The organism is Dyadobacter sp. 22481 (genome assembly GCF_052044875.1).
GTDB classification, from domain to species: Bacteria; Bacteroidota; Bacteroidia; order Cytophagales; family Spirosomataceae; genus Dyadobacter; species Dyadobacter endophyticus.
Window position 1 is genome coordinate 1,878,782 of the sequence record NZ_JBQENV010000002.1, and the last position, 22,804, is coordinate 1,901,585.

The window sequence follows — 22,804 nt, forward strand, 5'->3', positions numbered from 1 at the left end:
TATGATTAGTTGATCTTCAAAACAGCCATAAATGCTTCCTGGGGGATTTCTACATTACCCACCTGGCGCATCCGTTTCTTACCTTTCTTCTGTTTTTCGAGGAGCTTGCGCTTACGGGAAATATCACCCCCGTAACATTTGGCCAAAACGTCTTTTCGCATGGCTTTTACGGTCTCGCGGGCAATGATTTTCTGACCGATGGCCGCCTGGATAGCGATCTCGAACATTTGCCGCGGGATCAGTTCGCGGAGTTTTTCGCAAAGCTTTTTGCCCCATTCATAGGACTTCGAACGGTGCACGATGGCCGACAATGCATCCACCGCTTCGCCATTCAGCATCACGTCAAGTTTCACCATATCCGACTCCTGGTAACCTGCCAGTTCGTAGTCGAGCGAAGCGTAACCTCTTGATATAGTTTTGAGTTTGTCAAAAAAGTCAAATACTACTTCGGCGAGCGGGATCACGAATTGCAGCTCCACGCGCTCGGAAGTAAGGTATATTTGGTTTTTAAGAATACCCCGCTTGTCCATACACAGGTTCAGGATCGGGCCGATGTAGTCCGATTTGGTGATGATCTGCGCGTTGATATAAGGTTCCTCGATGTATTTAATATGGTTAGGCTCCGGCATTTCCGAAGGAGCGCTGATATTGAGCAGCTTGTCTTTGGTAGTCAAAACGCGGAACTGTACCGATGGCACCGTCGTAATCACGGTCATATCGAATTCGCGCTCCAGGCGTTCCTGGACAATCTCCATATGCAGCATTCCAAGGAATCCGCAACGGAAACCGAAACCAAGTGCCGCCGACGTTTCGGGTTCCCAAACCAATGCCGCATCGTTCAGTTGCAGCTTTTCCATAGCCTCGCGAAGCTCTTCGAACTCGCTCGTGTCCACAGGGTAAATGCCTGCAAAAACCATGGGTTTAACCTCGGAGAAACCCACGATCGCTTCGCTCGCAGGACGGTCGATATGCGTAAAAGTATCACCCACCTTCACTTCTTTGGCAACCTTGATACCGGAAATCAGGTAACCTACGTCGCCGCATTCCACCACTTGTTTGGGTATTTGCTGCAAACCGAGCGTACCGATTTCGTCGGCGATGTATTCCTTGCCGGTCGCCATGAACTTAACCCTGTCGCCCTTCCTGATACTGCCGTTTTTCACTCGGAAGATAACTTCGATACCCCGGTAGGAGTTGAAAACCGAGTCGAAGATCAGCGCTTGCAGCGGTCCTTCCGGGTTGCCGACAGGGGCAGGAATACGCTCCACGATTGCATTCAGGATATCTTCGATACCGATCCCTTCCTTACCGCTGGCAGGGATAATATCTGCCCGCTCGCAGCCCAGCAGATCCACCATTTCATCCTTAATCTCCTCGGGCATAGCCCCGGGAAGGTCGATTTTGTTTAAAACGGGGATAATTACCAGATCGTGATTGATCGCCAGGTAAAGGTTGGAGATCGTTTGTGCTTCGGTACCTTGTGAGGCGTCCACGAGCAGCAACGCGCCCTCGCAGGCGGCGATCGAGCGGGATACCTCGTAGGAAAAGTCCACGTGCCCCGGGGTGTCGATCAGGTTCAGTATATATTCTTCTCCTTTATAAATGTAGTTCATCTGGATCGCGTGGCTCTTGATGGTAATGCCGCGTTCACGTTCCAGATCCATATTATCGAGCAATTGCGCTTGCATTTCGCGCTGCGATACAGTTTTTGTAAATTCCAGCAGACGGTCCGCCAGGGTACTTTTCCCGTGGTCAATATGGGCAATAATGCAAAAATTACGGATTTTCTTCATGAAGGTAGTTCCTATTCAAATGCTTTGAATATATAGTTCAGGTCAAAGCAACCACAAAATTACGAGGGTAATTAATATTTCAAGATGTTTTCAAACAGAAGTTCAAACTAAAAATGAGAAGCCTGCCCATCAGCTCCCAGGCGGGGTACCCTTCCGGTGTCCTTTCGCTGTGGCCAGACGTGGAGCGTGAATGTCGCGATCGTCAGCATTGTCAGAGGCCGTAATTTGCCGTAATTGACCATGGCGGCGGTTAGGATGGTCAGTAATAGCAGGATGGCGGGATGAGGCAAAAAGTGGAGTACGGTTCTTAGCCAGCGCATGGGTGAGCCCCTTTCGCTACCTGCACAGAGACTCACCTGTCCATTAAAATCCAGCCGTCGCAACCATTTGACGAGCAGGCTGCTGTGCAACCGACTGTCGCAAACCAAATGCTTCGGCCACCCAAGCAGTGAACCATAGGCTGCAACAAGCGCGAAAAGAAAGGGCCCGAATGTCATGCGCATTAACACCACCATAGGCAAATGCAAGGCCACAGCCAGCAGCATTGCATAAACGATTGTCCTGCGTTTGAGCAGAAGGACCGGGATGCCCATTTGCAGTACAATTACCCCTATACCGGTCATTTGGGATAAAAAACCGGGGCTAAAAAGGCTGGCAGCACGCATGTAGTGCGCTATATGGTGCTTGGTCACAAGAAGCGTTTCGATGCTGGCGCCAGTCCACCAATCGGCGTCGGATATCTTGTTCAGATCGGCGCCGATGTAGAGCACGACTAGTTGGAACCGAATAATGTCGGTCCCGGTGACGTGGTTGCTGAGTGCAGTGCAAAGGAAAATACAACCGGTAAAAAGGTGGGCTACGGAAATGCATATTTGACAGGAAATCGGCCCGGCAACAAACGCCAGGCCTGCAAACAGTGCACCAAGCCGTACAAAGCGGGAAAATAGGAGCAGGCCGATGCCGGTCAGGAACAACAACCTGACGGTCATATTGAACTGCTCGTCGGTGCCCAGCTGGTCGACCAGGTCAAAGACAGGATAGAACCTGCCGCCACCCTGGATGCCGTAGAAAGGGGATTCCCGGGTTAATAGCAGGTACACGGCCAATAGTCTCACCGCCAGCACGAGTTCGGGAACGATGGCCTTTCCGGTAACATAGAAAGGATTGAGGTGACGCATAGGCGTTAACGGCTGGCTTTCCACAAATAAGTTCGTTCCGGCGCCGCATTGCGCCGATAGGAGATTCTGACGCTATCGGGACCGCCAGGCGTTTTTGCTTCGACCGATGCAACCAGTCGCAGTAAATTGCCCGGCGCATGGGCCTCCCAGTGGGCTTGGGCTATCCCGTAACGTGCTTCGACGGCCTTTCTTTCCCAAGTCAGCCCATTGTCAAAGGCTTCGATCCGGTAAAATACCTGCGTGGTATGCGGCGCCCAGGAGAGTGTCCGGGTGTCTTGCGTAAGTTCGTACAGCGTGTTAATAACCTGAGCCGACAAAAAAAGCAGCCCTGGAAGCCATTTTCGGAGGAATAGGGAGGTCACTGGTGCCTGGTAAATTTACAAAATCACATCGCTGTCACGGGGTAATCGTTTTTTTGTAAAAGTTAAGAAAAAAATGGACCGGCAAAAAAAACGGTTGATTGGAAATTGTAAATAGAGTAAGTTTTTTGAATGTGTTAACCAAAATATTTAATCATTTGATTAAATATTTTGGTTAAACCGAAAATCGCCTTTATCTTTGACGCATCAAAAGTAAATTGGCTAATGGCGAAAGTGAAAAAAGCGGAGTTGGATCTGAGCACGGAGGAAAAGATCAAAGAGGCGGCGAGCATTGTATTTACTAAGAAGGGGTACGGCAATGCACGTACGAGGGACATTGCGGAGGAAGCGGGCATTAACCTGGCGTTGCTGAACTATTATTTCCGCAGCAAGGAAAAGCTTTTCCAGATCGTCATGGCGGATCGGATCGACAAGCTGTTCGGCGTGCTGGCGCCGATCCTGAATGATGCGTCGACTACATTGGAGGGAAAGCTGGAAAAGATCACGGAGAACTACATCGATATGCTTCTCGAACATCCGGACTTGCCGATTTTCGTGCTCAGCGAGATCCGCAACAACCCTGATCAGCTTTCCAACCGCCTGCAAGCGCCGAAGCTTTTGAAAGAATCCGTTTTTGTGAAACAAATCGCGGAGCGCAGGAGCGATATTAATCCGTTTCATTTTTTGATGAATTTGCTGGGAATGAACCTGTTTCCATTTGTCGCTAAACCGGTTCTGCAACCGATTCTGGGGAATGAGGAACAATACCGGCAACTGATGGAGCAGCGCAAGAAACTCATCCCGGTCTGGATGAAGCTCATGCTGGATCATGGTTAACAGCCCTATTTTTTTACCCATAAATTAATCAAATGATTAAATAAAACGAATAAATAAAATGATTAATGGATTGAAAATAATAATGATAATCAGCTGTTTGGCGTTCCCGACGGCGCAACTGCTGGCGCAGACCAAACCGCTGACGATCGGGGAGGCTTATCGGCTCGCGCGGAAGAACTATCCGATGATCCGCCAGCAAGGACTGATCGAAAAGACACGCGATTATTCGGTGGCCAATGCGGCAAAGGGATATCTGCCGCAACTCACAGTGCAGGGACAGGCTACGTACCAGTCGGCGGTGACGGAGTTTAAACTGCCTGTGTCGATCCCTGGCGTGGAATTTCCGACCATTAATAAGGATCAGTACAAGGTTTATGGTGAGGTGAACCAGACTATCTACGACGGTGGCAGCATCCGCACACAGGTACGCTCGCACGAAGCGAATGCGCAGGTGGAGTTACAGAAGCTGGAAGTGGAACTTTATAAGCTGAATGAGCGGGTCAACCAACTGTTTTTTGGAGTTTTAATGCTGGAAGAGCAGTTGATACAGAGCGAGTTGCTGAAAAAAGATATTAACCTGGGGATCCAAAAGGTACAGGCGCTCGTAGCCAATGGCACTGCATTCAAAAGCAATGCTAATACCCTGAAAGCGGAACTGTTGAAAGCCGACCAGCGTACCATCGACCTGAATGCCAGCCGGAAAGCTTACCTGGAAATGCTGGGTTTGCTGACGGGGCAGCCGATGGGGGATTCGGCTATGCTGGAAAAGCCGGTGGAATTGGTAACTGGGAGGGACATTAACCGCCCGGAGCTGAAACTTTACGATGCCCAGAACCGCAGTCTGGATATTCAATCGCAGCTGATCGACGTTCGCAATCGCCCGAAACTCCACTTTTTCTTCCAGGGAGGTTACGGCAGGCCGGCACTGAACATTCTCAGCAACGGCTTTGACCCGTATTACATTACCGGTGTGCGGCTTAACTGGTCACTTTCAGGGTTGTATACTTTGAAGAAAGACCGTGAACTGATACGGAACAACCGGGAAGCCATTCAGCTCCAAAAAGAGACATTTCTTTTCAACACCAACCTCGTAGCCAGGCAGCAAAATGCAGAACTCGATCGTTTCCGGCAATTGCTGAGGACCGATGACGAGATAATTATGCTCCGGGAAAGCATTAAGACCAGCTCGGCGGCACAGCTCGAAAACGGCGTGATCAATACCAACGATTTCCTGCGCGAGGTGAATGCAGAAGATCAGGCGCGGCAGAACAAGATCCTGCATGGCATACAGCTGCTGATGTCGGAATATAACCTCGACAACACCCTGGGAAGCGACATCGAATAAGCATTTAAATACAAACACATGAAAACATATTCTTATCTGATCCTATTGGCCGTGGCGGTAGCGGCATGCGATGGAAAAAAGAACCTTTATGACGCTTCCGGCACTTTCGAGGCCGTAGAAACGATCGTGTCCGCCGAGGCGACGGGTCGCATTATGGCGCTGGACCTGCAAGAAGGCCAGCAGTTAAAAGCCGGGCAGATGGTAGGTTACATCGATAGTTTACAACTTTCGCTGCGCCGAAAGCAACTTGAAGCACAGATTAGGGCCACGGGAAGCCGCGTACCTGACATTGTAGCGCAGACAAATGTTTACAAACAGCAGATCGCGGTTTCGCAAGTACGCCTCGACAACCTGCTCCACGAGCAGAAACGGGTCCAAAATCTGCTGAAAGCCGATGCCGCGACGCCGAAACAACTCGACGATATTAATGCGCAGGTCGAGGAGCTGCAAAAGCAACTGGATGTAATACGTAAACAAGACGCCGCGCAAACCTCGGTTTTGAAGACGCAAACTTCCGGCTTACGGGCAGATGTACAGCCATTAGTTGTTCAGATCGAGCAGATTAATGACCAGATCTCGAAGTCGAGGATTGTTAACGAAGTGAATGGCACTGTGCTTACCAAATATGCCGAGGCCAACGAAGTGACAGCCGCGGGCAAGCCATTGTATAAAATCGCCGACTTGTCGACAATCATCCTCCGTGCTTATGTTACTGGTGATCAACTGACGGGCATCAAGCTGAATCAGCAAGTTAAAGTGCTGGTAGACAGTACCGACAGTCAATACCGCCAGCTGCCGGGCATTATCGAGTGGATCAGCAATAAGGCGGAATTTACTCCCAAAACCATCCAGACAAAAGACGAGCGCGCCAACCTGGTGTACGCCGTGAAGATCAGGGTGAAGAATGACGGATATCTGAAAATAGGCATGTACGGTGAAGTAGCGCTGAGATAATGGAAGCGGTTGTTGTCAAAAATCTGACCAAAACCTACGGCAAAGAGAAGACCGTGGCGGTAGACAATGTATCGTTTTCCGTAAACCAGGGCGAGCTTTTTGGGTTGATAGGGCCGGACGGGGCGGGCAAGACGAGCATTTTTAGGATGCTCACCACGCTGCTCCTGCCGGATGGCGGTTCCGCGCACGTAGACGGGCATGACATTGTGCAGGATTTCAGGGCCATACGTAGTTCGGTAGGGTATATGCCCGGTAAGTTCTCACTGTATCAGGATCTTACCATTGAAGAAAACCTGCATTTCTTCGCCACCGTTTTCGGTACGACGATAGACGAGAACTACCATTTGATCAAAGACATTTACGTGCAGATCGAGCCGTTCAAAAACCGGCGGGCGGGAAAGCTGTCGGGCGGTATGAAGCAGAAACTCGCATTGTGCTGCGCATTGATCCATAAACCGACCACGCTGTTTCTCGACGAGCCTACAACGGGCGTCGACCCGGTTTCGCGGAAGGAGTTTTGGGAAATGCTCAGAAGACTGAAGGAGCAGCATATTACGATTCTCGTTTCGACGCCATACATGGACGAAGCTTCGCTCTGCGACCGCATTGCATTGATCCAGAGCGGCAAAATACTGTCGATCGACACGCCGCAAAACATTGTAAATACCTATCCCGACCGGCTGCTGGCCATTAAAGCCAATGAAATGTATAAGCTGCTGAAAGTCCTGGAAGGCCACCCGGGCATTCTGAACAGCTACGCATTTGGCGAGTACGCACACGCCACGTTTCGCGACGCACACACGGATACGCACGCACTGCAGGCCTACCTGCGCGAACACGGCCTCACGGGCGTGGAAGTGAAGGACGCCGAGGTGACGATCGAGGATTCATTTATTAAATTATTACATTAAAACCGTCATAGCCATGATGCAGGACGACAAAGTGATTGTCTGCGAAAAGCTCACCAAGCGGTTCGGAGATTTTATAGCCACCAATGAAATTACATTCGACGTTCACAGAGGGGAGATTTTCGGCTTCCTCGGCGCGAATGGCGCCGGGAAAACCACCGCCATGCGGATGCTCTGCGGCCTTTCGTCGCCCAGTTCGGGCAAAGCGACTATCGCAGGTTACGATGTGTACACGCAAACCGAGCAGATCAAGAAGAATATCGGTTACATGAGCCAGAAATTTTCGCTTTATGAAAACCTGACGGTACGGGAAAATATCGAGTTTTTCGGAGGCATTTACGGCCTTTCCGATGAGCGTATTCAATCCAAAACCGAGGAGCTGCTCCAAAGGCTGGGCTTGAAAACCGAAGCCAACAAGCTCGTAGGGTCCTTGCCTTTGGGCTGGAAACAGAAGCTGTCTTTTTCCGTAGCCGTACTGCACGAGCCGAAAATCGTATTTCTCGACGAGCCTACCGGCGGGGTAGACCCGGTGACGCGGCGGCAGTTTTGGGATATGATTTACCAGGCGGCCGACAGCGGCATTACCGTTTTCGTGACCACGCATTATATGGATGAGGCCGAGTATTGCAACCGTATATCCATTATGGTGGATGGCAGAATGGAGGTCCTCGACACGCCTACCAACCTGAAAAGCAGCTTTCGCGCGCGGTCGATGGACGAAGTATTTTACCAACTTGCGCGCGGCGCAAAAAGAGGGGATTAGCCATGAAACAATTTCTCGCATTTGTCAGAAAGGAATTTTACCACGTGCTGCGCGACCGGCGCACGCTGCTGATTCTCTTTGGAATGCCCATCGCGCAGATATTGATCTTCGGTTTCGCATTGACCAACGAGGTGAAAGACTCCGAAATCTTGGTCGTTGATTATGCCAGAGATAATGCTTCGCAGGAGTTGCTGACGAAGATCGGTTCCAGCCGGTATTTCAACATCCGGCAGGCAGCACTGAGCCACAGTGAAATATTGGGCGCTTTTCAGACGGGGAAAATCAAGGCGGTGGTGGTATTTCCGGCAGATTTTAATGAGGACCTGCTTCATCAGAACAAGGCCCAGGTTCAGATCATTACCGATGCCACCGATGTGAATACTGCGAATATGATCACGAATTACCTGTCGTCGATCATCGTGGATTATCAGAATCAGATCAACCAAAATCTGGAAATCCCTTACCGCATTACGCCGGAAGTCCGCATGCTCTATAATCCTCAGCTCAAAGGTGCGCACGGCTTCGTGCCGGGCGTGATGGCACTGGTGCTATTGCTTGTTTCGGTGATGATGACTGCTATTTCCATCGTGCGTGAAAAAGAGTCCGGCACCATGGAAATCCTACTCGTATCACCGTTCAAACCGGTGCTGGTGATTTTTGCGAAAGCATTCCCCTACCTCGCATTGTCGCTGGTGAATGTGACGGCGATATTGCTGCTAAGCGTTTTTGTGCTCGATTTGCCTGTGAAAGGGAGCGTTGTGCTGCTGTTTGCCGAAAGCACATTGTTCATCATCACTTGTTTGGCACTGGGTATTTTTATATCCATTAAAACAGATTCCCAACAAATAGCGATGCTCATTTCATTGATGGGTATGCTGCTTCCGACGATGATGTTCAGCGGCTTTCTGTTCCCGATCGAAAATATGCCCATACCGTTGCAGATCATCTCGAACATCGTTCCCTCCAAATGGTTTTACATTATCGTAAAGTCGATAATGATCAAAGGGTTAGGAATCACTGCGCTTTGGAAAGAAACGCTGATTTTGCTGGGAATGACCCTGTTTCTATTGCTTGTGAGTTTGAAAAGCTTTAAAATCCGTTTGCAATGAGGATATTACGATTTTTGTTACGCAAAGAATTCCGGCAGATTTTTAGGGACAAAGCCATCGTAGCGATGATCTTTTTCATGCCGATGGTGCAGCTGATACTCATGCCGCTCGCCGCCGATTATGAGGTGAGGAACATCAATTTATCGGTTGTCGACCACGATAAATCGCCCTATTCGCAGAAACTGATCTCGAAGATCGTGGCATCGGGCTATTTCCGGCTTACGGGCTACAATGCGTCGTTCAAAGAGGCGTTCGGACTTATTGAAGCCGACAAAGCGGATTTGATCCTCGAAATCCCGCATCATTTTGAAAGAAACCTGATCCGTGAAGACCACGAGCAGCTTTTTGTGGCTGTGAATGCCATCAATGGTACGAAGGCCAGTCTCGGCGGTTCGTATCTGGGCAGCATTATCGGCGATTTTAATGCGGACGTTCGCATGCAGCTCGTCACCCCGCCGCGGCAGAGTCAGTTTCCCGTGATCGAGGTGGTAGCTTCAAACTGGTTCAACCCGGTTTTGAATTATAAGGTATTTATCGTGCCCGGCATTCTTGCCATCCTCGTAACGATGGTGGGAGGCTTTTTGTCGGCATTAAATATTGTCAGGGAAAAGGAGATAGGAACGATTGAGCAAATCAACGTGACGCCAATTAAGAAGCACATATTTATTTTGGGTAAACTGATTCCCTTCTGGGTGCTGGCCAATATCGTTTTCACAATAGGGCTGCTCGTGGCGCGGTTTATGTACGGGATCGTGCCGGTAGGGAGTTTGCTGACGCTCTACGCCTTTATTTCGGTGTATTTACTGGCCGTTTTAGGTTTCGGTTTACTCGTATCGACGTTTTGCGACACCCAGCAGCAGGCCATGTTCATCATGTTCTTTTTTATGATGCTTTTCATACTGCTGGGCGGTCTGTTCACTTCGATCGACAGCATGCCCGAGTGGGCCAAGCTGATCACGCGCGTCAATCCGGTGCGTTATATGATCGAGGTGATGCGGATGGTCATTCTCAAAGGCAGCAGTTTCATCGATGTCCTGCCCCATGTAGGAATAGTATCATTAATGGCCGTCGTACTGAACGGCTGGGCCATTTTGAACTACAAAAAAACGAATTAGGGGATCGTTGGTCAATCCAGCTCCACCATCGCCTTGATAACCCCATTCGCCGGGTCGAGCCAACTTTCGAATTCATCCTTCACCTGCCCGAATGCGACGCGGTGGGTGATGTATGTTTTTGGGTCAACCAACCCGTTTTTCATGCTGTGGATCACATGTTCGAAATCGGCGCGGGTTGCGTTGCGGCTGCTCATCAATGTCGCTTCCCGTTTGTGGAATTCGGGATGGCTGAATGCGATTTCACCTTTTTGCAGGCCTACCAGCACATATTTGCCACCGTGCGCGAGGTAAGCGAATGCCGTATTAATGGCCCGCAGGTTGCCTGTTGCGTCGATGACGGTTGTCGGCATATCGCCGTTGGTGATTTCGGCCAGGCGTTCGGTAACTTTTTCCGTCAGTCCGTTAATGGTATGCTCCACACCAATGCGATCGCGGCAAAATGCAAGACGCTGGTCGTTGATATCCAGCGCGATAACCTTGCCGCCGGCAATGCGGGCAAATTCCATCGCACCAAGTCCGATGGGGCCGGCACCTACCACGAGCACGAACTCGTCCTTGCGTACATCCGCACGGCGCACGCCATGGGCGCCTATCGCAAGCGGTTCCACCAGCGCAAGCTCGTCGAAGCTCAGGCCATCGCCGTGCACGAGCGAGTAGGAGGGGACAGACAGGTACTCCACCATCCCGCCGTCGATATGCACGCCCGATACTTTCAGGGTGGTACAGCAGTTGGGCTTGCCATTGCGGCAGGCCACACATTTGCCGCAATTGAAGTAGGGAACAAACGTTACCGCCTCGCCCTTCACAAAACCCGGCGCGTCGGTTTCGACGATCTCCCCGGCCAGCTCGTGACCGAGGATTCTTGGATAATTAAAGAAAGGTTGGGTTCCCTCGAAGGCGTGCAAGTCGGTTCCGCAAATACCTATTCTTTTGATTTTCAGTATACTATGGCCTGGTGTCGCTACGGGCGCATCGGCCTGTTCGTAGGAGAATGAGCCGGGTGTGGTACAAACGAGTATTTCCATTGATCGTTATCAGGAATTGGCCAGCGCACGGTCGAGGTGGACATACCCGCCGTCGACGTAAATAAGCTGCCCGGTAGTGTGACTGGATTTTTCAGAAAGTAGGAAAACAGTCATGTTAGCGATTTCCTCGGCTGTTGTCATGCGGTTTTCCAATGGAATATTCGCCGTGATCGATGCCAGTTTTTCCTGCGGATTGGGTAGGGTTTCAATCCATTTTTCATAAAGCGGCGTCCAGCATTCGGCTACAATCACCGAATTCACGCGGATGCCATATTTCAGTAATTCCACGGCCCATTCGCGTGTCAATGCATTGCGTCCGCCATTGGAAGCAGCATAAGCGGAGGTTCCGCCCTGGCCGGTATCGGCCGTTTTTGAACTGATATTAACGATGGAACCTTTGGAAATCTTCAATGCCGGCAATGCATAATGCGCCATCAGGTAGTAATGTACCACATTCTTGTGCAGTGAAGCGATAAAGCCGTCATACGTGCCGTTTTCAAGCCCTACACCATCATTTACCCCTGCATTATTGATCAGACCGTCGATCCGGCCATATTTTTCGAGCACCGCATTCACCGCTTTTTCCGACTCTTCGGGGCGGGTAAGCTCAGCCGCTACCTGAAATGATTCTTTTCCTTGCGCCGCCAGCGCGTCAACTACTTTTTGGTTGTCTGCTGCATTTCTGCCGACGATCACCGGTATTGCGCCTTCTGATGCCAGCACTTGCACGATTCCCTCGCCAATACCTTTCGCCCCGCCAGTCACGACGATTACCTTATTTTGAAGTTTTAAATCCATTATTAATTTAATAAATGCTTATAAATGAATTGCTTTCCTATTAATGCGAAGTGCCCAATGTCACGCTCTTCACCGAGCTGTTACGGATCGCGAAGTATAATACTACAAGGAAACACACCGCAGGGACTATGTAAGCCGTTTGAATGGACGAAATATCCGACACCTGACCCATAATCACGGGGAAAAAAGCGCCGCCCACGATCGACATAATGACCAGCGATGATCCAATTTTGGTTTTTTCACCCAATCCGCGGATACTCAATGCGAATATGGTCGGGAACATGATCGACATGAAAAATTCGACGCCTACCAGCGCGTAAACCGAGAACATTCCATCTGTAATCACGGCAATGATGAGCAATACAATGTTGGCAATGCTATAAATGGCCAGCAAACGCGGCGGCGCTACGAAACGCATCAGATAGGTACCAATGAACCGGCCGACCATGAATGCAAGCAATGCCCCCGACAGTAAGTAGGCAGCCGTTTTTTCATCAATACCCGCCACATGGTCGGCGAAACGGATGAAGAAGCTACTGATGCATACCTGCGCGCCCACATAGAAGAACTGGGCGGTAGTGCCCAGAATAAGGTTTTTTTCGCCCCAGATGGAGCCGCTCGGTTTTTGTTCAACTTCTTCTTCCTCCTTGATTTCCGGCAAAGAAGTTCGCCAGATCATCACGGCAACGAGCAACACCACCAAACCGATGAGAATAAACGGAATTTGTACCGAAGATGCTTCTTCATTCAGATAGGCATTCAGCTGGTCGGGAGACATGGCCTGGTGCTCGGCTTCGCTAAGCGTTTTGCCTGAAAGAATGAATTTTCCTCCCATTAACGGTGCCAGAAATGCCGCTAGTCCATTGAAAGACTGCGCAAAATTGAGCCGCTGTGTAGCGGAATCGGCGTCGCCAAGTACAGTAATGTACGGGTTGGCAGCTGTTTCAAGCATAGTCAGCCCGCTTGCGATGACAAACAATGCGAATAAAAAGAATCCGAAATGCCGCATTTCGGCCGCTGGGTAAAATAGAAATGAGCCGGTGGCAAAAAGTAATAGGCCAAAGGCGATACCGGCCTTGTATCCATACTTTTTCATGAAAAGCCCGGCCGGTAATGCGATCAGGAAGTAGGCGATGTAGGAGGCGGAATCGATCAGCGCGGATTGAAAGTCGCTGAGCTGACAGGCTTTTTTTAAATGCGGGATCAGGATTGGGTTGAGATTGAGGGCAAAACCCCAGAGAAAAAACAGTGACGTGATGAGGATGACAGCCAGCCGCGTCTTACGATCGGTCATAAAGGTTAAATATTAGTAGATTCAGGAACGGCTGTAAAGTAAAACAAAACAATGCAAAGGAATAATATTTTTTTAGGGGGAAATGCTTCTTGCCTCCTAAAATATTCCAATACATTGTTTTGCGAAGCCCGGCTTTCAGATATTCAATTGACGCTGGACTTCATCTTTTTTCCTACGCGACACCTCTATACGCGACCCATCCGAGAGGATAATGAACTCGTTGTTGTTGCTGATTCGTATAATATGGTCGAGATTGACCAGGTGGGATTTGTGTGTTCGAACAAAGCGGAACTTATCCAGCATGTCTTCGAAATGTTTCAATGTCTTGCTTGCGATAAACGGCCGTTTATTGATCAGGTGGATGATCGTGTAGTTGCGGTCTGCTTCGAGGCGGAGGATTTCGTGTATCATAAAAAAGAAAACCCCCTCACTCGAAGGCACCGCCAGGCGGAAATCTTTAATGTCTCGTTTGTCGATGTTCACGGCGAGATTGTCAAAGAGCATTTTGCGTTGCTTGAAACTCTCACTTTTCGTGAAATGCCGTTTCACCGCGTCGCGGAGTTCATCCGGATTAATGGGTTTCAGCAGGTAGTCCAACGCACTGAACCGTATTGCCTGGATGGCGTACTGGTTATGGGCCGTGGTGAAAATGACATCGAAATCGGGATTGTTGGGGAGCAGCAGGAAGTCAAATCCGTTCTGATGGGGCATTTCCACGTCGAGGAAAACAAGGTCTGGCTGAAAGAATTCCAGCACTTCTTTGGCTTCTTCTACCGATGCGGCAGTTCGTACCTCCGAGATTTCGGGCGCGAAACTGATGATAAACTGGTGCAAAACATTACGGGCTCGTGGCTCGTCGTCGATGATCAGCGCTTTTATCATAGTGGGTATAGTGTTAAAATCCCTTGTGAATGGCAGCTAACTCGGCTGCGATTTTTTCACAAAGTATGATAATGGGCACAACCCAACTCATTCCAATGTCCGTGTGGTACCAAACGGTTATTGAAAGGAGTGGGAGCGCCGAATGAACCCTGTTTCGTACTGGTAAGGGAGGTTGGTCTAATGCGTTTCGCCTCCGTAAGACAATGGCTTTTTCTGGAAGCTGTAAATGAGGTAGAAAAGGGCCGGTAATATGAGAATACTGCCCAAAAGCAGCGCCCAGCCCAGCGCTCCGATGGTTTTTTCGTGGCCGGCGTGTTCGGTGAGGGACAAATAGCCGCCGCCTTTCAGGATCACGATGTTGGGAAAGTGTTTGAAAGTTGTGGTAAGGAGGATCATCGTCACCTGGAAACCAGCCAGCGGTCTTAGCAGGCCGATTTTTCCCTTGTAAAGCAACGTCCACATCCAGATAAGCGAGAGCGTAGCCGAAAGAATGGCAATGCGCCCGACCCAGTTACCGAATACCCAGTCGAACAGCGGGATATGTTCGAACCAGGCCGCCGCAAACACCAGCGAGCCGCATACCACGGCGGCGATGTTAAAAAACTGCGCTTTGTGCGCAAAGCGAAGCCGCTCGTGCTCGACCTGGGTTTCGCCAATGAGGTAAACCGACGCCAGAAAGCCGCATATTGAAACCGTAAACAGCCCGACCGTGATGGCGAACCAATGCAGCCAGCTGAAAATATAGGCGTCGGCGAAGGTATCGGCCTGCGGATCGATACGCCCGGAAACCGCGCTTCCTGCGATAATACCCAGAAAAAGGGGCGTCGTGAAGCTGGAAATCGCGAATATGGAATTGTAAAGATGCTGCATATCGTCCACAACCGCATCGTAATGCCGGAACGTGAATGCCGTACCGCGTGCAATAATGCCGATCAGCATGACGGTGAGCGGGATGTGCATATTCACCGACATGGTCGAATAAATGACGGGGAAACCGACAAACAGGATCACAATGGCAATAATGAGCCACATGTGATTAGCCTCCCAAATAGGCCCGATGGCCGAGTAAAGCGTCTTTCGGGTGACTTGCTTATTCTTTTGCGAGGTAAAAAGTTCGATAATCCCCGCACCAAAATCCGCTCCGCCCAGCAGCAGGTAAAGTAGAATCGACGCCCAGAGGTATGTGATGACGATGTAGAGCATTTTTAATGATTGAATGATTGAACATCGTACAACTTCCCAACCATCTTAATCTGCCGGTAAAGCATGAAAGCTACAAATGCGGCCAGGGAGGCGTAAATGGCGGTAAAAAGGTAAAATGAATAGGCAATGCCCGGCATAGGGGTGACGGCGTCGGCGGTCCGCATGACGCCGTATATGATCCAAGGCTGGCGGCCAACTTCGGTGACGGTCCAGCCGGCTTCTACGGCGATAAAGCCGAGCGGCGTCGCTAATGCAAAGATTTTGAGGAGCCAGGGTTCTTGCAGCCACTTTCGTTTTTTCCACAATGCTGCGAAGTAGAGTACTGAAACCGCCATCATCGCCATGCCCATCCCCACCATGATCTGAAATGCGTAATGGGTTATTGCCACGGGCGGATGATTTTCTTCCGGAATGCGGTCGAGGCCGGTAACTTCAGATTTAAAATCGCCATGCGCCAGAAAACTGAGGAATCCGGGTAGTTTGAGCGCGAAATCGACCTTTTTCTCTTTCACATTCGGGATACCGCCTACAATCAGCGACGCCGATTTTTCGGTGTGAAAATGGGCTTCCATCGCTGCTAATTTGGCCGGCTGGCGAATGGCGACGTCCTTTGCAGAAATGTCCCCGCTCAATGGTTGCACCAGCGCCGCCACGCAGCCGAAGACCGCCGCGATGGTGAAGGATTTGGTATGGAAAGCCACATTGCTCCCGCGCAGGATCATGAGCGCGTGTACGCCAGCAACCGCAAAGCCGGTGGCGGCGAATGCGGCGATCGTCATGTGCAATGCCTGGGAGAACCAAGCCTCGTTGAACATCGCCGCAATAGGGTCGATATTAACGTATTGACCATTTATATATTCAAAACCTGCCGGGCTGTTCATCCATGCATTGGCAGCGACCACAAGTATGCCCGACGCGAGCCCGCTCACACCCACGACCACACCCGTGAACCAGTGAAACCACGGATTGAACCGGTCCCAACCGTAGAGGAAGAAGCCAAGTGCGATCGCTTCAATAAAAAATGCCGTTCCTTCGAGGGAAAACGGCATTCCGAAAATCGGTCCGGCATGTTTCATAAACTCCGGCCATAAAAGCCCGAGCTCAAACGAAAGCACCGTGCCCGATACCGCGCCCGTCGCGAAAAAAATGGCAACACCTTTGCTCCATGCCTGGGTAACGTTTTTATAAACCGTTTGGCCGGTTTTGAGATAGTAGTAATGGGCAACGGCCATAAAGAACGGCATGACCATTCCGATACAGGAAAATATAATGTGAAAGCCCAGCGAGAGGGCCATTTGGGATCTGGCGGCTATGAAGTCGTTCATGGGAATAGATTTACTGAAAAAATACCGTTTTCCGGGTTAGGAACAGCCTGCCAAAGGATATTTCAAAACTAACGAACGCTTTCCAGAACAACCATCATTTCCCGCAAAATGATCACGCTTTCGCGGTTTTTTGCTAATTTTTTTTGAACGGTTACACTTAATGCCTCAAAGCTCGTCAGCTGTTTTCCGAAGAACCCGCCTCCCGCTTCTCAGCTAGCCGCCGTTTCACGATATTCCCCGGATATTTCAGTGCCAGTTCACGAATATCGTAGGTGAATTCCTTGAAAGTCTCCTCCCAAACCTCTGCTTCGCCGGGCTCATATTCATAAAAACCATGTGAGTTGAGCACGCCTTTGCCGCCTTCCCGCACCACTTTGTCGATCAGCTCAGGTACTTCGGTGCTGTTGTTGAGGGTAGGAAGGAGGTTTTTCATCACGGTATGATAGGCCGGGACGCCGGTGAGGTCCATCCAGCGGAATATGCCGACGAGCGTCATGAAGTAGCCCGCATTGTTGCGGCACGATCGGTCGACATCCTCGATAGTCGCATAACCATTCTCGACGAGGCTGATCGCCTCGCGGTACATGGCGTACATCAGGCGGTTGGTGATAAACCCGGCGATGTCTTTTCGTACCAGAATAGGCTCTTTGCCCCACAAATGCGAAAGTTCGTACAGGTATTCGCCGTTTTGAATATCTGTGTCGTCTCCGCAAATGATTTCAAGAAAGCGGGTCGTATGCGCGGGCTCGGTCCAGTGCAGGCCGAGGAAGCGCGATGGGTACTGCGTGAGTTTTTGAAGCTGGCTGATGGGAATAGCGGAAGTATTGCTGGTCAGCAGCGCGTCAGGAGCAATCTCCTTTTCGATCTTTTGGTATACTGCATTCTTAATATCGATGTTTTCGATCGTGCATTCGTTCACGAGCTTGCATGGATAGAGCACTGAATAATCTTCTGTAATGATCAGTTTCCGAAGGTAAAACTCCGGTTCGTTATCGATCATGCCGTTTTCCCAGGCATTTTGCAAATGTTCGCGAATGCGGCGCTCGGCGTGGTCGAGGTCGGCGGGGATGGGCGCTACGGCCGCCACCGGATGTCCGGCGATGAGCAGGCAGGTTACGATGCTGCAACCCATTAAGCCAAGGCCAACAATGCCGACAGGGATTTCATTTGGATTCATTTCAGAAAACGGATTTAGGATTTGATGCGGGTAATATAATGTTAAAAGCGCATCGCGAAGGCCGGTTACTACAAAAAAAGCCCCGAAACCAATGGTTACGGGGCTTATATCGACCTGTTTTAAGATCTAGCGGGACCAGCTTTCAACTTCACTTTCCACCTCTTCTCTGGTTTTGCCGATCTTCTTCTGAATTTTTCCAAGAAGTTCGTCTTCTTTTCCTTCTTCATAAAGCAGGTCGTCGTCGGTCAAGTCAGCGTATTGTTGCTTGAACTTTCCTTTGAGTTCGTTCCAGTTACCTTTTACTTGCTGTGTGAATGAGCTCATGATTGTGTGGTTTTTAGTTTGATAATGGCGCTTTTTTCAAGCGCTTGGTACATGATCAATTTAAACAACCATTCCAACGCGAAAACCGGCTCTCTGGCCGCATTTGGTATTAACCCATGAGCAAAAATTTACACGAAACGTCCAAAAACGTGCGCTCAGACTGACATCACGCAATCAGTTTGTTCAGCCGCACCACACCCTGCACCATCGAACGCACCGAGTGGTAATTTACCTTCCACGAATGGCTCATGTGCTTCCAGATCGGTTCGCCCTGGCGCGTGAGCAGCGGCAGCCATTCACCCACCGAATGGTGGATCATTTTGTCAAATACGAAACGATGGGTGGCGTCGTAGGCTTTCAAGTACTTTTCATCGCCATAAACTCGGTAAGCGTCGAGCATCCCGATGATGACCTCGGCCTGTTGCCAGAATTCCTTCTCACGGTCGTACACTTCGCCTGCATGTGAGCCTTCCACGTACACGCCCCCAAACTCCCAGTCGATGCCGTACGCCACGGCGTGGTCATAAGATGCTTTCAATTGGTCATGGTATTCGTCGTAGGGGATGCCCGCGATATCGAGCGCATGCATGAGCAACCACGCGAACTCGACGTTGTGGCCGTAGCTGGTATTGTCTTCGGCAGCACTTTTCAGTCCATCTTCGGTGAAGCGGTCCCAACCCCAGATAATATCGAATTTGATCTGCGGAGCCACGGTCCAGTCTTCCCAGAACTGCGGGATACCTGTTCTGTATTGCGGGTGCATGATTTTGTTAATCAGCAAATTGATTATTTCAACGAGTTTGCGACGGTGAACCTGCTTGCCCGATGCTTCATATAATGTCGTGAACGCTTCCATGAGGTGCATATGGGCGTCGAGCGTCTTGCGGTCGCCTCCGGCAGCGCCTGGGCCTTTGAGGTCCCAGTTGCGGTGGAACATTTCGAAATAACCACCATAATAGGTGTCCGCACCGTGTTTTTGCAACAAATCAAAAACCTTTTCCGCGTATTCCAAACCGCGGGGATCGCCGGTGGCCAACGTGTATTCTGCCAGACTGTAAATCGCGAAACTGTGTCCGTAGACGATCTTTTCATCGATTTTGACGTCGCCTTTGCGATCCATCAGCCAGTAAAACCCACCATACTCATTGTCCCACATCCTGTTGATCAGAAAATCTACTCCGTGCCGGGCAATTTCGGCATAGCGGCCTTCGCCATAGCCCGCGCGGTGCGCGGAGGAGAAAGTATAAACCGTGCGCGTCTGCGCAATCAGCGACTTTTCGTCCTCGCCCGAATCGTTGCCTGCATTGTCGAAATGAGTTATAAAACCGCCGTTTTCCTTATCCACAGCGCGATTTTCCCAGAATGGGAGTAATTCGTTGGTCAAATGCTGGCGGATCTCTTCGCGGTAGCTTTTCAATTGATCTACATTCATTGGATTATAATATGGTCAGAGTTTTTGAAATGGTTGTTGGATATTACTTCGCCGGTCGCCGTCCCGACTATCGGCAAGGCCATTATCACTATAAATATTTTTTTCTGGAATATTTACTCTCTGGGCACCCCCAGCAGGGGCGTGTGATTTGCAAATGCTGATCCATACTTCGTAATTCGCAATGAATTCATCAATCCCGATCCCCATGAGTAATTCTGAAATCGTAGAAGTCCTCGAACTAACTGCCAAGCTGCTGGAACTGCACAATGCCGACCCTTTTAAAATCAAGGGATACTCCGTGGCTGCTTTTTACCTGGATAAATACAAGGAAGGCGAACTGCAGTTCATGACCGAGCAGGAGCTGACCAAATTGCAGGGGGTTGGGAAAAGTACCGCCGCAAAAATCGCGCAGATTGCGAAAACCGGAACATTCCCGGAGCTGGAAGAACTGATCGCCAACACGCCGCTAGGGGTGATGGAAATGTTCAATATCAAAGGTATCGGGCCTAAAAAGATCGCTGTTTTATGGCAGGAACTGGGTATTGATAACCTGCATGAACTGGAACTGGCATGTTTGAACGGTACTGTGGCCAAAGTCAAAGGCTTTGGTGGAAACACGCAGCAAAAGATCCTCGACTCGCTGGCGTTCCTGAAAGACCAGGCCGGAAAACTGCGTATGGACAAAGCCGAGGCGGTAGCGGGATTGATTGTAAATGAATTGAAGAAGACATTCGATCAGGTGGAAGCGGCCGGTGAGATACGAAGGAAATCGGAGGTTGTGGAAACGATCCGTATCGTGGTCGGCACGGATTCCCCGGCGCTTTTACAAAATACGATTGGGGAAATAGAGCTGCTGGTGCAGGATGAGAAAATATCGTCGCCGTTCGTATGGCGCGGTCATGTGCAGGATGTCGCTGTTGCCATTGAAATTGTGGCCGTAAAGCCCGAGCGGTTGGTAAATGAGCTTTTCCTCGAAACCGCGGGTGAAGACCACCTGGGCCTGGCGGGGACATCGGGCAGTACCATCTGGCGACATGCCTATTATGAGAATGCGGTTACCGAGCACGCCATCTACGAAAAAGCGGGCTTGCCTTATATAGTTCCTGAAATGCGCGAGGGTGCAGGAGAGCTTGTCTGGGCCGAAACCCGCACGCCCGACCAGCTCGTTACCTGGGATGATCTCAGGGGGATTTTGCATAACCACAGCACCTATTCCGACGGGCAGCATACCCTTGAACAAATGGCGCTCCACTGCCGTGACCTCGGTTTCGAGTACCTCGGCATCGCCGACCATTCCCAAACCGCCACTTACGCGCAGGGACTGAAAGTGGAGGATGTGATCCGCCAGCACGAAGAAATTGCAAGACTCAATGCACGCTTCGCTACAGAAAACCCGGAAAAGCCATTCAAAATACTCAAAGGAATAGAATCGGACATCCTCGGCGACGGTTCGCTCGATTATCCAACGGATGTACTGGCTTCGTTCGACTATATTGTGGCTTCCGTGCACAGTAACCTCACGATGACGCTCGAAAAGGCAACCACACGCCTGTTGAAAGCGATCGAGAACCCCTACACAACCATTTTAGGCCACCCGACCGGTCGTTTGCTTCTTTCCCGCGAAGGTTACCCTATCGACCACCAGGTGATCATCGACGCCTGCGCCGCCAACGGTGTCGTTATCGAAATCAACGCCTCTCCCTGGCGCCTCGACCTCGACTGGCGCTGGATTGCCTACTGCATGGAAAAGGGCGTTTTGCTCAGCATTAACCCTGACGCGCACGCAATGGAAGGCTACCTGGATATGCATTATGGTGTCGCGAATGCAAGGAAGGGCGGTTTGACGAAGGATATGACCTTTAATGCGCTGAATTTGGGGCAGATGGAGGAGTATTTGAGAGGGCGGGCAAGTAAAAAAAGTTAACTGTTCTTAAAATGTACTTTTAAAGTGGCTATACTATTTTGAGGGTGCGCTAGTAAAATAGTATAACTATTTCAGTAGCGCACTTGCAAAATAGTAACGTTTGCGGTCACAAAACCTTCACTTCCATCTCCTTATTCAATATTCCTTCCGGTAAATGCGCCGTAATGCCTTCACGCAACGCATCGATGAGCCGTGCTTTCATCTGCTCGCGGTTGACGACCAGGCATACCTCGCGCGCGGGCTCGGGGAAGCGGAAGTGGCGGATATGCTTCTGCCGCTCCTCGGATAGCTCCATCACCGCCATTTCGGGCAAAATGGTGATGCCACCGTTCCGTTCGACCATTCGGATGAGCGTTTCAATGCTGCCCGAACGGTAACTGAAACTGCTGCCGAACTGGCTGCTGCGGCTCAGTTCGCACAGCTTTTGGATTTGCGTCCGGAAGCAATGGCCCTCTTCCAGAAGCCAGAGCTCGTTAGGTTCGATGTCGGTAGGGAGGATATATTGCTTGGAATACAAGTCTGTTTTTTCTGAAACGTAGGCGTAAAACCGTTCCTTGTACAGCGGAATTTCCTGTAAACTGTTCTCCTCTGAAAGGGAAGCGATAATACCTACATCGAGGTTGCCCATTTTAAGCTCGGTAATGATCCGGTCGGTGATCATTTCCGAGACATGTAGCTTGATATCCGGGAAGTTTGAAATAAACGGATTCACAAAATGCGGAAGCAAATAGGGCGCTATGGTCGGTATCACGCCGACGTGCAATGCTCCTGACAGGTCGCCGTTGAAATGCTTCGCTATTTCATTGATCCGGGACGTTTCGCGTAAAATCGTTTTGGCTTGGTCGATGATCTCGCGCCCGATGCCGGTAGGGACAATTGGCTGCTTTGTCCTATCAAAGATTTTAACGGATAATTCTTCTTCCAGTTTCCGGATCATCATCGAGAGGGTAGGCTGGGTGACATTGCAATGCTCGGCCGCCTGGATGAAGTGGCGGTGGTTGTCTACTGCGACGATATATTCCAGTTGCTGGATGTTCATTTTGAATGTTGTATAAATTT

Annotated in this window: 21 protein-coding genes; 8 read left to right on the top strand and 13 right to left on the bottom strand. The window is 50.2% G+C overall.

Features of this window, described 5'->3' with window-relative positions; all coding sequences use genetic code 11:
• Positions 1-5: 5 nt before the first annotated feature.
• The 3 genes from lepA to ACTJJJ_RS17990 form a co-directional block, all read right to left on the bottom strand.
• The gene (lepA, locus tag ACTJJJ_RS17980; RefSeq protein WP_188932722.1) at positions 6-1,793 is read right to left on the bottom strand and encodes a translation elongation factor 4; all 1,788 of its coding nucleotides are present in this window, start codon (positions 1,791-1,793) and stop codon (positions 6-8) included.
• 107 nt (positions 1,794-1,900) lie between these two features.
• A complete protein-coding gene (locus ACTJJJ_RS17985; RefSeq protein ID WP_440702574.1) occupies positions 1,901-2,971 on the bottom strand; it encodes an HTTM domain-containing protein in 1,071 nt (356 codons plus the stop codon).
• A gap of 5 nt (positions 2,972-2,976) precedes the next feature.
• Positions 2,977-3,333, bottom strand: a complete 357-nt coding sequence (locus ACTJJJ_RS17990; RefSeq protein WP_188932714.1) for a hypothetical protein — start codon at positions 3,331-3,333, stop codon at positions 2,977-2,979.
• A 222-nt stretch (positions 3,334-3,555) separates the two neighbouring features.
• Between ACTJJJ_RS17990 and ACTJJJ_RS17995 the strand changes: the two genes are divergently transcribed.
• The 7 genes from ACTJJJ_RS17995 to ACTJJJ_RS18025 all read left to right on the top strand — a co-directional run bounded on the left by ACTJJJ_RS17995 (position 3,556) and on the right by ACTJJJ_RS18025 (position 10,361).
• The gene (locus tag ACTJJJ_RS17995) at positions 3,556-4,167 is read left to right on the top strand and encodes a TetR/AcrR family transcriptional regulator (RefSeq protein WP_188932713.1); all 612 of its coding nucleotides are present in this window, start codon (positions 3,556-3,558) and stop codon (positions 4,165-4,167) included.
• A gap of 82 nt (positions 4,168-4,249) precedes the next feature.
• Positions 4,250-5,512, top strand: coding sequence for a TolC family protein (locus ACTJJJ_RS18000; RefSeq protein ID WP_440702575.1), 1,263 nt, complete (start codon positions 4,250-4,252; stop codon positions 5,510-5,512).
• 18 nt (positions 5,513-5,530) lie between these two features.
• Positions 5,531-6,466, top strand: coding sequence for an HlyD family secretion protein (locus tag ACTJJJ_RS18005; protein WP_440702576.1), 936 nt, complete (start codon positions 5,531-5,533; stop codon positions 6,464-6,466).
• A complete protein-coding gene (locus ACTJJJ_RS18010) occupies positions 6,466-7,377 on the top strand; it encodes an ABC transporter ATP-binding protein (RefSeq protein WP_440702577.1) in 912 nt (303 codons plus the stop codon). Before ACTJJJ_RS18005 ends, ACTJJJ_RS18010 begins: the two co-directional genes overlap by 1 nt.
• A 13-nt stretch (positions 7,378-7,390) precedes the next feature.
• A complete protein-coding gene (locus ACTJJJ_RS18015) occupies positions 7,391-8,137 on the top strand; it encodes an ABC transporter ATP-binding protein (RefSeq protein ID WP_188932706.1) in 747 nt (248 codons plus the stop codon).
• A 2-nt stretch (positions 8,138-8,139) separates the two neighbouring features.
• Positions 8,140-9,246, top strand: coding sequence for an ABC transporter permease (locus tag ACTJJJ_RS18020; RefSeq protein ID WP_440702578.1), 1,107 nt, complete (start codon positions 8,140-8,142; stop codon positions 9,244-9,246).
• Complete coding sequence (locus ACTJJJ_RS18025; protein ID WP_440702579.1) at positions 9,243-10,361, top strand: ABC transporter permease; 1,119 nt, start codon at positions 9,243-9,245, stop codon at positions 10,359-10,361. Before ACTJJJ_RS18020 ends, ACTJJJ_RS18025 begins: the two co-directional genes overlap by 4 nt.
• An 11-nt stretch (positions 10,362-10,372) precedes the next feature.
• On the opposite strand, the gene ACTJJJ_RS18030 is transcribed toward ACTJJJ_RS18025, so the two are convergent.
• The 9 genes from ACTJJJ_RS18030 to ACTJJJ_RS18070 all read right to left on the bottom strand — a co-directional run bounded on the left by ACTJJJ_RS18030 (position 10,373) and on the right by ACTJJJ_RS18070 (position 19,821).
• Positions 10,373-11,386 carry a zinc-binding alcohol dehydrogenase family protein gene (locus tag ACTJJJ_RS18030; protein ID WP_440702580.1) on the bottom strand — a complete coding sequence of 338 codons (1,014 nt, stop codon included), beginning with the start codon at positions 11,384-11,386 and terminating at the stop codon, positions 10,373-10,375.
• 9 nt (positions 11,387-11,395) lie between these two features.
• The gene (locus ACTJJJ_RS18035) at positions 11,396-12,184 is read right to left on the bottom strand and encodes an SDR family oxidoreductase (protein WP_440702581.1); all 789 of its coding nucleotides are present in this window, start codon (positions 12,182-12,184) and stop codon (positions 11,396-11,398) included.
• 40 nt (positions 12,185-12,224) lie between these two features.
• Positions 12,225-13,478 (bottom strand): L-fucose:H+ symporter permease, encoded by a 1,254-nt coding sequence (gene fucP / locus ACTJJJ_RS18040; RefSeq protein WP_426293573.1) that lies wholly within the window; start codon positions 13,476-13,478, stop codon positions 12,225-12,227.
• Between the two features lie 135 nt (positions 13,479-13,613).
• A complete protein-coding gene (locus ACTJJJ_RS18045; RefSeq protein WP_188932694.1) occupies positions 13,614-14,360 on the bottom strand; it encodes a LytR/AlgR family response regulator transcription factor in 747 nt (248 codons plus the stop codon).
• Positions 14,361-14,537: 177 nt separating this feature from the next.
• Positions 14,538-15,563 (bottom strand): cytochrome d ubiquinol oxidase subunit II, encoded by a 1,026-nt coding sequence (locus tag ACTJJJ_RS18050; RefSeq protein WP_440702582.1) that lies wholly within the window; start codon positions 15,561-15,563, stop codon positions 14,538-14,540.
• Positions 15,564-15,565: 2 nt separating this feature from the next.
• Complete coding sequence (locus tag ACTJJJ_RS18055) at positions 15,566-16,888, bottom strand: cytochrome ubiquinol oxidase subunit I (protein WP_440702583.1); 1,323 nt, start codon at positions 16,886-16,888, stop codon at positions 15,566-15,568.
• A gap of 175 nt (positions 16,889-17,063) precedes the next feature.
• A complete protein-coding gene (locus ACTJJJ_RS18060) occupies positions 17,064-18,065 on the bottom strand; it encodes a 3-hydroxyacyl-CoA dehydrogenase family protein (RefSeq protein WP_426293576.1) in 1,002 nt (333 codons plus the stop codon).
• Between the two features lie 126 nt (positions 18,066-18,191).
• Entirely contained in the window at positions 18,192-18,389 is a 198-nt protein-coding gene (locus ACTJJJ_RS18065; protein ID WP_188932686.1) for a CsbD family protein, read from the bottom strand.
• A 166-nt stretch (positions 18,390-18,555) separates the two neighbouring features.
• Positions 18,556-19,821: an AGE family epimerase/isomerase gene (locus ACTJJJ_RS18070; RefSeq protein ID WP_188932684.1), complete on the bottom strand. Its 1,266-nt coding sequence runs from the start codon at positions 19,819-19,821 to the stop codon at positions 18,556-18,558.
• A gap of 205 nt (positions 19,822-20,026) precedes the next feature.
• Between ACTJJJ_RS18070 and ACTJJJ_RS18075 the strand changes: the two genes are divergently transcribed.
• Complete coding sequence (locus ACTJJJ_RS18075) at positions 20,027-21,745, top strand: DNA polymerase/3'-5' exonuclease PolX (protein ID WP_188932682.1); 1,719 nt, start codon at positions 20,027-20,029, stop codon at positions 21,743-21,745.
• Between the two features lie 106 nt (positions 21,746-21,851).
• Here the strand turns inward: ACTJJJ_RS18075 and ACTJJJ_RS18080 are convergent, their stop codons facing one another.
• Positions 21,852-22,784: a LysR substrate-binding domain-containing protein gene (locus ACTJJJ_RS18080; protein ID WP_440702584.1), complete on the bottom strand. Its 933-nt coding sequence runs from the start codon at positions 22,782-22,784 to the stop codon at positions 21,852-21,854.
• Between the last annotated feature and the right edge of the window lie 20 nt (positions 22,785-22,804).